Annotated in this window: 12 protein-coding genes; 5 read left to right on the forward strand and 7 right to left on the reverse strand. The window is 65.3% G+C overall.

Translation table 11 applies throughout. The annotated features are described in order from the left end of the window. Together LPA37_RS24715 and LPA37_RS24720 are read left to right on the forward strand one after the other, a co-directional pair. Window positions 1–444 (forward strand): ABC transporter ATP-binding protein C-terminal domain-containing protein (locus LPA37_RS24715; protein ID WP_407672613.1); only part of this gene is annotated, 444 nt, incomplete at its 5' end. Further along, window positions 441–1,184 carry an ABC transporter ATP-binding protein gene (locus LPA37_RS24720; RefSeq protein ID WP_229013963.1) on the forward strand — a complete coding sequence of 248 codons (744 nt, stop codon included), beginning with the start codon at window positions 441–443 and terminating at the stop codon, window positions 1,182–1,184. The genes LPA37_RS24715 and LPA37_RS24720, both read left to right, overlap by 4 nt. Before the next feature lie 4 nt (window positions 1,185–1,188). Here the strand turns inward: LPA37_RS24720 and iolB are convergent, their stop codons facing one another. The 7 genes from iolB to LPA37_RS24755 form a co-directional block, all read right to left on the reverse strand. Further along, complete coding sequence (iolB, locus tag LPA37_RS24725; protein WP_229013964.1) at window positions 1,189–1,995, reverse strand: 5-deoxy-glucuronate isomerase; 807 nt, start codon at window positions 1,993–1,995, stop codon at window positions 1,189–1,191. Next, a complete protein-coding gene (iolE, locus tag LPA37_RS24730; protein ID WP_228975398.1) occupies window positions 1,992–2,906 on the reverse strand; it encodes a myo-inosose-2 dehydratase in 915 nt (304 codons plus the stop codon). Before iolE ends, iolB begins: the two co-directional genes overlap by 4 nt. Before the next feature lie 10 nt (window positions 2,907–2,916). Next, window positions 2,917–4,899, reverse strand: coding sequence for a 3D-(3,5/4)-trihydroxycyclohexane-1,2-dione acylhydrolase (decyclizing) (iolD, locus tag LPA37_RS24735; RefSeq protein ID WP_229013965.1), 1,983 nt, complete (start codon window positions 4,897–4,899; stop codon window positions 2,917–2,919). Beyond that, the gene (locus LPA37_RS24740) at window positions 4,896–6,926 is read right to left on the reverse strand and encodes a bifunctional 5-dehydro-2-deoxygluconokinase/5-dehydro-2-deoxyphosphogluconate aldolase (protein WP_229013966.1); all 2,031 of its coding nucleotides are present in this window, start codon (window positions 6,924–6,926) and stop codon (window positions 4,896–4,898) included. The genes iolD and LPA37_RS24740 overlap by 4 nt, the downstream gene beginning before the upstream one ends. Before the next feature lie 100 nt (window positions 6,927–7,026). Next, window positions 7,027–7,833: an ATP-binding cassette domain-containing protein gene (locus tag LPA37_RS24745; protein WP_228975695.1), complete on the reverse strand. Its 807-nt coding sequence runs from the start codon at window positions 7,831–7,833 to the stop codon at window positions 7,027–7,029. Window positions 7,834–7,847: 14 nt separating this feature from the next. After that, the gene (locus LPA37_RS24750) at window positions 7,848–9,011 is read right to left on the reverse strand and encodes an ABC transporter permease (RefSeq protein WP_228975393.1); all 1,164 of its coding nucleotides are present in this window, start codon (window positions 9,009–9,011) and stop codon (window positions 7,848–7,850) included. Between the two features lie 176 nt (window positions 9,012–9,187). Then, on the reverse strand, window positions 9,188–10,234 hold the full coding sequence (locus LPA37_RS24755) for a sugar ABC transporter substrate-binding protein (RefSeq protein ID WP_228975390.1): 1,047 nt from the start codon (window positions 10,232–10,234) through the stop codon (window positions 9,188–9,190). Between the two features lie 253 nt (window positions 10,235–10,487). Here LPA37_RS24755 and LPA37_RS24760 point away from each other — a divergent pair, with 253 nt between their 5' ends. From LPA37_RS24760 to LPA37_RS24770, 3 genes are all read left to right on the forward strand, one after another. Continuing rightward, on the forward strand, window positions 10,488–11,369 hold the full coding sequence (locus tag LPA37_RS24760; protein ID WP_228975388.1) for a MurR/RpiR family transcriptional regulator: 882 nt from the start codon (window positions 10,488–10,490) through the stop codon (window positions 11,367–11,369). After that, complete coding sequence (gene iolG / locus LPA37_RS24765) at window positions 11,362–12,372, forward strand: inositol 2-dehydrogenase (RefSeq protein ID WP_229013967.1); 1,011 nt, start codon at window positions 11,362–11,364, stop codon at window positions 12,370–12,372. The genes LPA37_RS24760 and iolG overlap by 8 nt, the downstream gene beginning before the upstream one ends. 67 nt (window positions 12,373–12,439) lie before the next feature. After that, a complete protein-coding gene (locus tag LPA37_RS24770) occupies window positions 12,440–13,468 on the forward strand; it encodes a Gfo/Idh/MocA family oxidoreductase (protein WP_228975384.1) in 1,029 nt (342 codons plus the stop codon). Window positions 13,469–13,473 lie beyond the last annotated feature (5 nt).

Genomic DNA, 13,473 nt, shown 5'->3' on the forward strand with positions numbered 1-13,473 from the left:
CCCGGCGCGGGCGTGCACGGGGGGCCGGGGGGGCGGCAGGCCGGGGCGGCCGCCGCGCGCGCCCACCGCGTGCTCGACCGCGTGCTCGACGCCGTGGGTCTCGCGCCGCGCCGGCATGTGCTTGCGGGCACACTCAGCTACGCCGAACAGCGCGCGCTTGACCTGGGCATCGCGCTCGCGGGCGGCGCGCCCGTACTGCTGCTCGACGAGCCGACAGCCGGCATGAATCGCGCCGAAGCCGCGCGCGCCATCGAACTGATCCGCGAAGCAACCCGGGGCCGCACGCTGCTGATGATCGAACACGATATGGACGCGGTCTTCAGCCTCGCCGACCGCGTCTCCGTACTCGTGCAGGGGCGCGTGATCGCGACGGGTACACCGGAAGCCATCCGCGCGGACAGAAACGTTCGCGCGGCCTACCTCGGTGAGGATCCCGCCCGATGACCACCTTGCTCGACATCGATGGCCTGTGTGCGTGGTACGGCGCGAGCCAGGCGCTCTTCGGCGTCGATCTGCGTATCGAGGCGGGCGAGGTCGTCGCGCTCGTGGGGCGCAACGGCTCCGGTCGCTCGACGCTCGCGAAAGCGATCATGGGTCTCGTGCGCACGAAGGGCCGCATGCAGTTCGCCGGCCAGCCGCTCGCGGGGCGGCGCACCTTCGAGATCGCGCGGCTCGGCATAGGCTACGTTCCCGAACATCGCGATGTCTTTCCGGCTTTGACGGTGCGTGAGAATCTCGAACTCGGCGTGGCGCCGCGTCGAGCGAAAGGCGCGCAACCGCGCTTCACGCTCGATGACGCGTACGCGCTTTTTCCGATCCTTCACGAACGACGGACGACCCGTGCCGGCGCACTCTCCGGCGGCGAGCAGCAAATGCTGACACTTGCGCGAGCACTTCTCGGCGGCCCCGATCTGCTCGTCATCGACGAGCCGGCCGAAGGGCTTGCCGCCCGGCTCGTCGCGCAGGTCAGCGGTTGTCTCGCGCAGCTTCGCGAGCGCGGCATGGCGGTGCTGCTGATCGAGCAGCGGCTCATCATCGCACATGACATCGCGAGCCGGATCGCCGTGATGGGCCACGGCGAGATCGTCTTTGACGGTACGTTTGAAGCGTTTCGCGAGCAGGATCACGTGATGCACGAATGGCTCGGCGTTGGCCAGGAAGCACACGTAATCCGCCCGCTGTAACGATTCAGGCCTTTGCGTCACGTTCCACGATCCACTCATGCGCCGGATCGTTTTTAAAGTGCCACACGCGCTGCTTGCCGGCCATCACGTTCAGATAATACGAGTCGTACCCATACGGCACCACGACCGGGTGATAGCCGCGCGGCACCATCACTACATCGTGATTCTCGACCGCGAGCGATTCGTCGATATCGCGCGAATCGGTGTATACGCGCTGGAACGCGAAGCCTTGCGGCGGATTCAGGCGGTGGTAGTACGTCTCCTCGAGCGAGCTTTCCAGCGGCACGTTATCCGTGTCGTGCTTGTGCGGCGGATAGCTCGACGCATGGCCGCCGGGCGTGCGAACCTCGACCACCAGCAGCGATTCCGCCGCTTCGGTCTGCGGAAGAATGTCGCAGACGTAACGGGTATTCTGACCTTTGCCACGCGTCGAGCGCTTCATCTGCGAAGGCTCGATCAGGCGGGCCGGCAGCGTGCCGGTGGCCGGCGCGCTGGCAATGCCGATCTCCGCGTGCCGCGTCGCGCGAATCGTCGTGCGCACGCCGGGCGGAATGTAGACGGCGTAGGGCGCGGCATCTTCGAAGACGCTGTCGCGCGAACCGAGGCTCGTCCATTTCGTGTCGGCGGTTTCGATATCGACCGTGCCCGTCAGCACGACGATGCACGATTCGCGCACAGTTTCGTGCACGTAGATGATTTCTTCCGCGTCCATCCGGTACGCGACGAACCCGACGTATCGCCACGCGGCGGACTGCGGTGTCACGCGCGCGATTGTCTGGCCATCGCGCTGTGCCTTGACGAGCAGACTCATGCTGCCTCCCTGGTTGGGGCCAGCGGCGCGTCGACGAGCGATCGCAACGTCTGGTAACCCTTCTGCGCATACTTGTATGAAGCCGCGATCACCGGATCCTGTTCGGCTTCGACCACGAGCCATCCACGATATCCGTGCTGTTTCAGACGGCCGATGATCGACGCGAAATCGACGGTGCCGTCGCCCGGCACGGTGAACGCGCCGTTGATCACGGCGTCGAGGAAGCTCCAGTTGCGGTTGCGCGCGAGCTTGATGACGGCGGGCCGCACGTCCTTGCAATGAACGTGGCATACGCGCGCGATGTGTTTGTCGAGCATCTCGACCGGATCACCGCCCGCGAACGTGATGTGTCCGGCGTCAAAGAGCAGACCGACGGCGTCGCTCGTGAGCGACATCAGGCGGTCGACGTCCGAAGGCGTTTCGACGTACGCGCCCATGTGATGGTGATACGCAACCCGCACGCCGCGGCTTAGCGTGTAACGCGCGAATTCATCGAGGCGCGCGGCGTACTGTTCCCACTGCGCGTCGGAGAAAAAGCGCGGCCGTTGATAGAGCGGTTGCGGCGCGCCCTGGATCGAATCCGCGACTTCGCCGTACACCATGACCGTCGCACCGTTTTTCGCGAGCAGGTCGAGATGCGGACCCACGGATTCGATTTCTTCCGCGACGCTGCGTTTCGCCAGACGTCCCGAATACCAGCCGGAGACGAGCGCGAGATCGTATTGCGCGAGCAGCGTCTTCAGCGCCTGGGGTTCGCGGGGAAACTTGTTGCCGAGTTCAAACCCGTCGTAGCCGATTTCGCGGCCTTCGGTCAGCGCGAGCTCGAGCGGCGTCTCGCCGCCAAGCGAGGGCAGGTCGTCGTTCATCCACGAGAGCGGGTTGATGCCGATACGTACTTCAAAGTCAGTCATACGGATGTCCTCAATCGTTGGCCGCATTATCGCCGCTATCACCGTTATCGCCGGCATCACGCACGTCGCCGCGTTCGCGCGCGGCCATCTGGGCTTCGTATTTCGCGCGGGCTTCGCGTACGGCGGGGCGGCTCGATACCTCGGGCACGGCCACTTCCCACCACCAGCCGCCATCGTCGGTGGTGCGGGCCGCGTCGGTGTCGATGCTGATCACGTAGGTGCGATCCGCCGCGCGCGCACGTTGCAGCGCGGCTTCGAGTTCGCCGACGTTCGCGACATGCTCCGCGAGCGCGCCGAGTGCACGCGCGTGCGCGGCGAAATCCACCGCCGGTGCGCCGGGCGGGCCTTGCGCGCAGTCGTCGAACATGTTGTTGAAGGGCTCACCGCCGCACGCCTGCTGCAGGCGGTTGATACAGCCGTAACCGCGATTGTCGAGCACGACGACGATCAGCTTCGCGCCCAGCATCACCGACGTCGCGATCTCGCTGTTGAGCATCAGATAGCTGCCGTCGCCGACCATCACGATGACGTCGCGCTCGGGCCGCGCGAGCTTCGCGCCGAGACCGCCCGCGATCTCGTAGCCCATGCACGAGTAGCCGTATTCGACGTGATAGCCGCCCGGCCGCCCGGTGCGCCACAGCTTGTGCAGCTCCGCCGGCAGCGTGCCCGCCGCGCAGACGACGATGTCGTCGGTGGTCGAGCGCGCGCTGGAGCGCTGCACGGCGCCGATCACGTCGGCGTCGTAGGGCAGCACGCCTTCGCGCTGCGGCGCGTGCGTGAGCTTTCCGATCGTCTCGCGCCATGCGCCGGCGAGCTGCTGCGCACGCTGCGTCCAGCCGGCGTCGGCGCGCCATGCGCCCAGCCGCGCGGTAAGCGCTTCCAGCGCGAGACGCGCATCCGCTTCGACTACCACGCCGCGATGCTTCATGCCGTCGAACGCGTTCGCATTGATGCCGATGACGTCGGCCTGCGCGAAGAGCGTGTTCGAGCCGGTCGTGAAGTCCTGCAGACGCGTGCCGACGGCCAGCACGCAATCGGCGCGATGCGCGAGTTCGTTCGCGGCCGGCGAGCCGGTCACGCCGAGCGCGCCCGTGTTGAGCGGATCGTCCCACGCGAGCGAGCCCTTGCCGGCCTGCGTTTCGGCGACGGGAATGCCGTGCCGCGCGGCGAACGCCTTGAGCGTATCGGTCGCGCGGCCGTACAGCACGCCGCCGCCCGCGACGATCAGCGGATGCTTCGCGCTCTTCAGCCGTTCCAGCGCCGCGTCGAGTTCATGCGCGACCGGCGCGGGCGAGTGGAACGGCACGACGCGCGGCGCGAAGAAATCCGCCGGGAAGTCGAACGCCGCGGCCTGCACGTCCTGCGGTAGCGCCAGCGTGACCGGGCCGCACAACGCCGCGTCGGTCAGCACGCGGATCGCGCGCGGCAATGCGGTCAGCAACTGCGCCGGATGCACGATGCGGTCGAAATAGCGCGAGACGGGTTTGAACGCGTCGTTCGCCGAAATGCCGCCGTCGTGGAAATCCTCGATCTGCTGCAACACCGGATCGGGCGCGCGCGACACGAAGATGTCGCCGGGCAGCAGCAGGACCGGCAGACGGTTGACGTGCGCGAGCGCCGCCGCTGTCAGCAGGTTCGTCGCGCCGGGGCCGATCGACGTGGTGACGGCCATCATGCGCCGGCGGAAATGCGCTTTCGCGAAGGCGATCGCGCTGTGCGCCATCGCCTGTTCGTTGTGCGCGCGCAGCGTCGGCAATTCGTGGCGATGCTGATACAGCGCTTCGCCGAGTCCCGCGACGTTGCCGTGTCCAAAGATCGCGAATACGCCGCCGAAGAGCGGCTCGGTGCCGCTGCCGTCTTCGGTGACGACGCGCTGCGCGGCCAGATAGCGCACGATCGCCTGCGCGCCGGTCAGGCGGATCGTGCCGCCTGGGGACACCTGCGTCGCTTCGTTGGCGGGCGCCGTATCGTGATGCAACACACGCTGGTTCATGCCGCCTGCTCCTGATGGACGTTGCGCGCCCCGCCGGCCGGCGCCGCGGTTTCGCCGCGGGCCGCACGCCACGAAGCGATCAGCGTTTCGAAGACGTTGCGCACGCGCGCGATGAGTTCGGCGTCGTCGATCTGTCCCGCGAGCCACGCATGGCTCGGCTCATGAAAGATCGTACGCCCGACCGTGAAACCGCGACACGTCGCCGATGCGGCGGCGGCCCGGAACCCTTCGTTCAACTGCTCGACGGCCGCCGACAGACCCAGCAGCACGACGCCACGGCAATACGGGTCGCGCTCGGCGATCAGCGCGTCGATGGCCTGCCACTGGCTCGCTTCCATCGGTTCGAGCTTCCACCATTCCGGATAGATGCCGATGTTGTAAAGCCGCTTGAGCGCGCGATACACGGTGTCGGACGCCATCGGCAGATTCGCGTTCTTCGGCGGAATCACTTCAAGCAGCAGTTCGTGACCGCTTGCCTGTGTCGCGTCGTAGAGCGCGCGTAGCTGCGCTTCCTGTTCGAGCCGCTGTTCGACCGGCTCGTCCGGATGAAACTGCACGAGGCATTTCGCGACATGGTCGCGCGGCCAGTTCGTGAGCGTCGTGCCGATCGAGCGGCCATGATCGAAGACGAGCGGCACCGATCCCGGCAGTTCCACCGGGCGGCCGATCCACCAGCCACGTCCGGTTGCGGCGTTCAGCGCGTCCTGACCGTAACGGTCGTCGATCAGCACGCCGATGCGGCCCTGCAGACCGAGGGCGGCTTCCGTCTGCGCTACGGCTTCGACGAACAGCCCTTTCAGCGTGTGAATGCGCGATTCGTCCGCGCCGGTCTGCTGCGCGAGGTCGAAGAACTGGTTGCGATGATCGAACGCGAAGCCGAGCACTTCGTTGCGGGCGGTACGCGCGGGTGTGACGCGATGCAGCCGGGCGAGCGTCGCGTCGCGATCCGGGCGGCGCATCCGTTGTGGGTCGGCTTTCGCTTCGCGCAGAAAATATTCGAGTTCGGCCGGCGTCGGCATGGCCGGCGCGCAGCCGTGGCGCGACACCACGAGCGCGCCGCTCGCGTTCGCGGCGCGCGCGCAGGCTTCGAGCGGTTCGTCGCGCAGCCAGCCGGACAGGAACCCCGAGGCGAACGCGTCGCCCGCGCCGAGCACGTTCAGCACCTCGACCTGTACGCCGCCCTGAACGGGCACGCTGTCGAGCGAGACGGGGACCGCGCCGTCGATGATCTGGCAGCCCATCGGGCCGCGCTTCACGACGAGCGTGGCCGGCGTGACGGCCCGCACCATCGCGAGCGCTTCGATCAGTCCGTTCTTGCCGCCGGCGATACGGAATTCCTCCTCCGTGCCGATGACGAGATCGAAGAGCGGCAGGATGCGCTGCAGATGCGCGGTGACGCCTTCACTCGCGACGAAGCGCGTCTCGCCGTCCGCCTTGCCGGTCAGGCCCCACAGCACCGGACGGTAGTCGATGTCGAGCACCGTGCGCACCTGGTTGCGGCGCGCGCAGTCGAGCGCGCGGCGGCTCGTGCGGTTGACCTGTTCCGTCGAAAAATGCGTGCCGGTGATCAGAAGCGCTTTCGACGACGCGATATACGCCTCGTCGAAGTCGTTTTCGTCGACGGCCATATCCGCGCAGTTCTCGCGGTAGAAAACGAGCGGAAACGTGTCGCGGTCCTTCAGGCCGAGCAGTACGAGGGCCGTCAGACGTTCCTGGTCGATACGCACGTGGCTCACGTCGCAGCCTTCGTTCGCGAGCGTCTCCGTGAGAAAGCGGCCCATATGGTCGTTGCCGACGCGCGCGAGCATCGCGGATTCGAGGCCGAGCCGCGCGCAGCCGAACGCGATGTTCGCCGACGAGCCGCCCAGGTACTTCGCGAACGTCGACACGTCTTCGAGCCGCGCGCCGACCTGCTGTGCGTACAGATCGACCGCGAGACGGCCGAGGCAGATCACGTCGCGGCTGCGGCCGGGTGCGAAGCGGCTGGCCGGGCTGGCGGCTACCGCGGGTTTGCTGGAGAGAGCCATGGATATTCCTGAATGTCTAGGTGCGCAACCGGGTGCCCGACCGGGCACGCGACCCGGCGCGCAAGGGCATGCGAAGCATGAAAGGCATGGACGTCGCGGCTCAGATCGTTGCGCCTTCGAGTTCGCCGATCATCTTTTGCATTTCGGCGCCGCCTGCCATCATGTCGAGCACTTCGTCCTTGGTGATGGTGTCCTTCGTAAAGGTGCCGAGCGACTTGCCGCGATTGAGCAGCGTGAACGAATCGCCGATCGGATACGCGTGATGCACGTTGTGCGTGATGAAAATCACCGAGATGCCTTTCGCGCGTGCCGTGTGAATCAGCTTCAGCACGTTGAAACTCTGTTTGACGCCGAGCGCGGCCGTCGGCTCGTCGAGAATCAGCACGCGTGCGCCGAAGTGAATCGCGCGCGCAATCGCCAGACATTGCTTCTCGCCGCCCGACATCGTGCCGATCGGCTGATGCGCATCGCGCACGTTGATGCCCATTTCCGCGAGCTTGTCGCGCGAAGCCGTCGCGCACCGGTCGAGGTCCATCACGTTCAGAAAGCCGAACAGTTTCTTCTGCGGCTCCCGTCCCATGAAGAAATTGCGCGCCACCGACAGCAGCGGCACCAGCGCCAGATCCTGATAGACGGTGGCGATGCCCAGATCGAGCGCGTCCTTCGGCGACGTAAAGTGCACCGGCTGGCCGTCCACCCGGTAGACGCCGGCGCTCGGCTGATGTACGCCCGCCAGCGTCTTGATGAGCGTCGACTTGCCGGCGCCGTTGTCGCCGAGCAGGCAATGCACTTCGCCGCGCTTCAGCCTGATCGTGACGTCCTTCAGGGCGATCACGCTGCCGAAGTAACGGCTGACGTTGTCCAGTTCGAGAATGTAGTCGTCACCGGCCGGTTGTATGGCGGTCATCATGAACTCCTTGTCTAGCGGGACGCCGCGACGCGGCTGCGCACGTAGTGGTTGAAGAGCACGGCGAACAGCAGCATCACGCCAAGGAACACGCGGAACCAGTCGGAATCGATATTCGTGTAGGTGATGCCGATCTGCACGACGCCGAAGATCAATGCGCCGAAGCTCGCGCCGACCACCGAGCCGTAGCCGCCGGTGAGCAGCGTGCCGCCGATCACCGCGGCGATGATCGCTTCGAATTCCGCCTGCAGCCCACGGTCGGCCGCGGCCGAGCCGATGTCGCACACCTGCAGTACGGCATAGAGGCATGCGCAGAACGCGGTCAGCACGAACAGCAGGATCTTCACGCGCCGCACTGGCACGCCGACGTTCTTGGCGGCATTGGCGTCGCCGCCGACGGCGAAGATCCAGTTGCCAAAACGCGTCCTCGCCAGGATGAAAGCGCAGACCGCGGCCAGCACGAACCACCAGAGCAGGACTTTTGGAATGCCCGGCACGAGAGGCAGGCCGTTGTCGAGCAGCTTCACGACGCCGATGTGGCCCAGCCAGACGAACAGCCCCTTGAAGGCGACGCCCTGGAAGAACGTATGGGCGAACCAGTCCTGCCGCGCGACGTCGCCGACGCCGGAGATGATCGTGCGGTCGGCGAACATCACCGACAGCGCGAGCGTGAGCCCGCGCAGAATGAACAGGAACGCGAGCGTCACGATGAACGACGGCAGCCGCGTGCGCATCACCAGATAGCCGTTGAGCGCGCCGAGCAGCATGGAGCCGACGAACGCGAACGCGATCGACAGCGCGATCGGCCAGTGGAAATACATGGTCGGCAGCGCGACCATCATGCCGGCGAAGCCGATCATCGAGCCGATCGACAGATCGAACTCGCCGGCGATCATCAACAGGCACGCGCCGACCGAGATGATGCCGAGATAGGCGGCCACCTGCGACCAGTTCATCACGCCGTCGAGATTGAACATGCCCGAGTTGCCCGCCGCGAGCCCGAACACGATGAACACCATGACGGTGCCTGCGAGCGCCGCGAACTCCGGCCGGGTCAGCAGATGCCGGAACCACGATTCACGGCGCACGCGCTCATCGGACGTCGACGGATCCTCGGCTGGCGCGTCGGCGGCGGGACGTTTGCGCGAATGGATGTGGAAGGGGTTGGCTACGCCCATCGAAGCTCTCCTTGATGCGCCGGGGCATGGCGAGTCGTTGGACTCTGTCCGGCGCGCATTGCGTGTGAAACATGGCAGACGAGGGGGCGGCGGCTACGGCTTGCCGCCCCGGTTTCCTTCATGCCGGCCGGAACGCGGTCTCCGTGTCCGGCCGTCCTGCATGCTGCGTTAGCGCATTAGCGGTATTGCCCCGCGTACTTGACCACCTTGTCGATATTGGCCTTCGTGATGAAACCCGGGCCGGAGCCGATATTGCGCGCGCCATAGGCGGGCGCAAGCCCGTAGGTCGCGAGCCGTTGCTGGAACTTGGGATTCGCCTTCAGGATTTCGGTGATCTTCACCGGATCGGTGGTGTGATCCTTTTTCGCTATGGCGAGCACCGCCACCGGGATATAGCCCTGCAAATAGGGCTGCTGGTCGATCGCGAACTGGATCGTGCCGTCCTGGATGGCCTTCGCGATGTCGTTGTCGAAGTCGAATGTCGCGAACCAGATCTTGCCGGCCAGCCCCATTTGCTGCAGCGCCTTGATCGTCGGGTCAGCCGACAGCGGCCCGAGCGCGAGCACCGCCTGGGTCTTCGGGTGATTGCGCAAATAGGCGCTCACCTTCGACTGCACGCCGGTCGGATCCTGGCCTGCATCCAGCGTGGACGTCTTGAAGTTGACGCCGATCGCCTCCGCGAAGCCGCGGCAGCGTTCGAACGAAGCCGGATTGGTTGCGTAATGGTTGACGCACAGGAACGACTTGATGCCCGCGGCCTTGGCCTTTTCGCCCGCTGCCTTGCCCGCCGCGTATTCAGGCTGGCCGACGTGCATGATCGCGCCCAGCTCGGCGCTTTGCTTCTCGGTGCCGGAGTTGATCGTGACAAGCGGGATGTGCTTTTCCGTGACCTTGCCGATCGAGTTCTTCAGCACGTCGAAGTCGGCAATCGACACGACCACGCCGTCGTAGTTGCGCGCGGCAGCCTGTTCGACGAGGCGCGCCATGTCGGCGATGTCGCCGTTCGGCGGATTGCGATAGTCGGTCTCGACGTTGAAATCCTCGTCGGCCTGCTTGATCGCGTTCTTGATGGTGTTCCACCACGAGTCGGAATCCGGCGCGTGGCTGATCAGCACGAAGTGCGCGTCCGCAGCCTGCGCGGACGACGCGACCCCGAACCCCATGGCCAGTGTGAGTGCTGCTGTCAGAATCCTGAGCGAAGCCTTGCCCTTGCAAAGTCTCATTGTCTCCACCTTTCTCGGTCTGTCGTTATCAAGAGGAGCGCTTGATGGACCGCGAAACGTCACCGTCGCACCAGCACTCACGACCAAGATTAGGCCAACTTCTTTCGTCTTGCAATGAAAATTTCATTACAAACTAAATTGGAAAATGTGTTCCATTTATGACTTTCCGTGCCTATAATCCGGACCGTCAGAGCGCGTTGTCGAGGGCCGTCAAGTCATTGATGCAGCGCGGAAAATGCACGGGGGAAAGCCCATGGCGGAAGAGAGCACGGAAGCGTTGCGAAGCGTCGAGGAATTGATGCAGCGCATCGCGGAAAACTACGAATCGCTGCCACGCCAGTTGAAGAGCGTCGCGACCTACATCGAGCAGCACAAGTCGAGCGTGATGGTGGATCGCACGAGCGATATCGCGGCGAGTTGCGGCGTGCATCCGTCGGCGGTGGTGCGGTTCGCGCAGCGTTTCGGATTTTCCGGATTTTCGGACCTGCAGGCGGTATTTCGTCAGGCTTATACGGGACATGGGACGTCGTCGCCGAGTTACCAGCAGCGCATCCGCAAGCTGATCGACGAGAAGCCGGGTGCGTTGTCCGGCGGCGCGGTGGCGCGCGAGTTCGTGGCGGCTTGCCGTGGCGGCCTCGACGAACTCGAGGAGAGTCTCGACGACGCGCAGTTCGAAGCCGCCGTCAAGATGCTCCAGCAGGCGGAGAACATCTACGTGATCGGCGTGCGCCGCTCGTTTCCGGTGGCGAGCTACATCGTCTACGCGTTGCAGCACACGCCGAAGCGCGTGCACCTCGTGTCCGGGTTCGGCGGCATGTATCGCGAACAGATTCGCAGCGTGAAGAAGGGCGACGTGGTGATCGCGATCAGCTTCGCGCCGTACGGCAAGGAAACGCAGTACTGCCTGCGCGTGGCGCACCACCACCAGGCAAAAACGCTGGTGATCACCGACAGCCAGCTTTCACCGCTGCTGCGCTATGCCAGCGCGCAACTCTATGTGAAGGAAGGGAGCGCGTTCGCGTTCCGTTCGCTCACGAGCACCATCTGTCTGTGCCAGGCGCTCTTTATCGCGCTTGCGTACCGGCTCGAACTGAACGTGGAAGAATCGAAAGATCTTGGAGGCTACGATGACTGAAGTGGTAAAGACGATCGATGTGGCAGTGTTCGGCGCGGGTCGCATCGGCCGGATTCACGCGGCGAACCTGGCGCGTCAACCGGGTGTGCGACTGAAATATGTCGTCGACGTGAACCGCGAGGCCGCGGCAGCGCTGGCTGAACAGCACGGCGCGCAGGTTGCGGATATCGACGGCGCGATGGGCGATGCGTCGGTGGGCGCGACGGTGATCTGTTCCAGCACGGATACGCACGCCGATCTCATCCTGCAGTCGGCCGCGCAAAAGAAACATGTGTTTTGCGAGAAGCCTGTCGATCTGACGCTGGAGCGCGCGCGGGCATGTGCTTCCGCGGTCGAAAAGGCCGGCGTGGTGTGCATGATCGGTTTCCAGCGGCGCTTCGATCCGACGTTTGCGGCGCTGAAGGCGCGCATCGATGCAGGCGAGATCGGCACGCCGGAAATGCTCGTCGTGACGAGCCGCGATCCGGGCGCGCCGCCGGTCGAGTACATCAAGCATTCGGGCGGCATCTTCAAGGACATGCTGATTCACGACTTCGACATCTTCCGCTGGATTCTCGACGACGAAGCCGAGACGCTCCATGCCACCGGCAGCTGTCTCTCCGATCCGGCCATCGCCGGGGCGGGCGATATTGACTCGACTGCCGTCACGATCCGCACGAAACGCGGACGCCTGTGCCAGATCAATACCGCGCGCCGCGCCGCTTACGGATACGACCAGCGTTTCGAAGTGCTGGGCAGCGAAGGCATGTTGCAGGCGGGCAATGTGCGTCCGACCGAAGTGACTGCCTATTCGAAGACGGCGGTGTCGAGCGACGTGCCGGAGGCGTTTTTCCTCGAACGCTATCGCGCGGCTTATGCGCTGGAAATCGCCCATTTCTTCGATGCGGTGACGCACGGCAAGCCAGTGCGCACGACGGTGGCCGACGGCATGAAAGCGCTTGAACTTGCCGAAGCCGCGACGCGCTCGTGGCGCGAAGGCAAGGCGGTGCGGATCGGCGAGTAAGCGTGCGGATGCGTTTGCTTCTGCATCCGCCGAAGCGCGTTGCGAAATTCACATGGGAGACAGTTCGATGAGTCCAGCGGGATCGAGTGTGCGGGTCGGCGTGGTGGGGCTCGGCCGTCTGGGCCGACGGCACGCGCAGAATCTGGCGTTTCGCGTGCCGGGCGCTTCGCTCGTCGCGGCGTGCAGCCCGGTGGAAGAGGAGCTTGAATGGGCGCGCGACACGTTGCCGTCGACGCGTCTCTACCGCGATTACGCGTCGCTGCTCGACGACCGGGACATCGACGCGGTCTGGCTCGTGACGCCTTCGTCGCTGCACGCGCAGCAGATTCTCGATGCGTTGCGCGCAGGCAAGCATGTGTTCTGCGAAAAGCCGCTATCGCTCGACGTCGCCGAGTGCGAGCGTGTGATTGCCGAAGCCGCGCAGTATCCGCAGCTTCGCGTGACGATCGGCTTCATGCGGCGTTTCGATCCGAGCTATCGCAATGCGTTCGACCGTATCGAGGCGGGCTCGATCGGCCGGCCGTTCATGGTGCGCTCGCAGACCTGCGACCAGAACGATCCCGACGGCTTTTTCGTCCGGTTCGCGCCGACGTCGGGCGGTATTTTTCTGGACTGCAGCGTGCATGACATCGACGTCGCGCGCTGGCTGCTGGGCAATCCACGCGCGACGCGCGTATTCGCGAGCGGCACGATTGCCTTACACGAGGGGCTGCGCGAATTCGGCGACGTCGACAACGGCGTGGCGATCTGCGAATTCGAAGGCGGCCGCCTCGCGATGTTCTACGCGTCGCGCACGATGGCGCACGGCAACGATACCGGCAGCGAAGTGATCGGCACGGCGGGCGCGATGACGATCGGGAGGGTGCCGCGAGCGAATCGCGTCGAGATCGCCGATGCGCACGGTGTGCGCAGCGAGTGCACGCCGACGTTCTTCGAGCGTTTCGAGGACGCCTTCCTGTATGAGGCGCAGGCGTTCGTGTCGGCGGTGAAGGGCGGGGCGCAGGCCGGCGCGAGTCTCGCGGATGCGCTCGAGGCGACGCGCATCGGCTGCGCGATGCGCGAATCGCTCGCGAGCGGGCAGCCGGTTGTGCTGTGATAGCG

The organism is Paraburkholderia gardini (assembly GCF_907164545.1).
GTDB classification, from domain to species: Bacteria; Pseudomonadota; Gammaproteobacteria; order Burkholderiales; family Burkholderiaceae; genus Paraburkholderia; species Paraburkholderia gardini.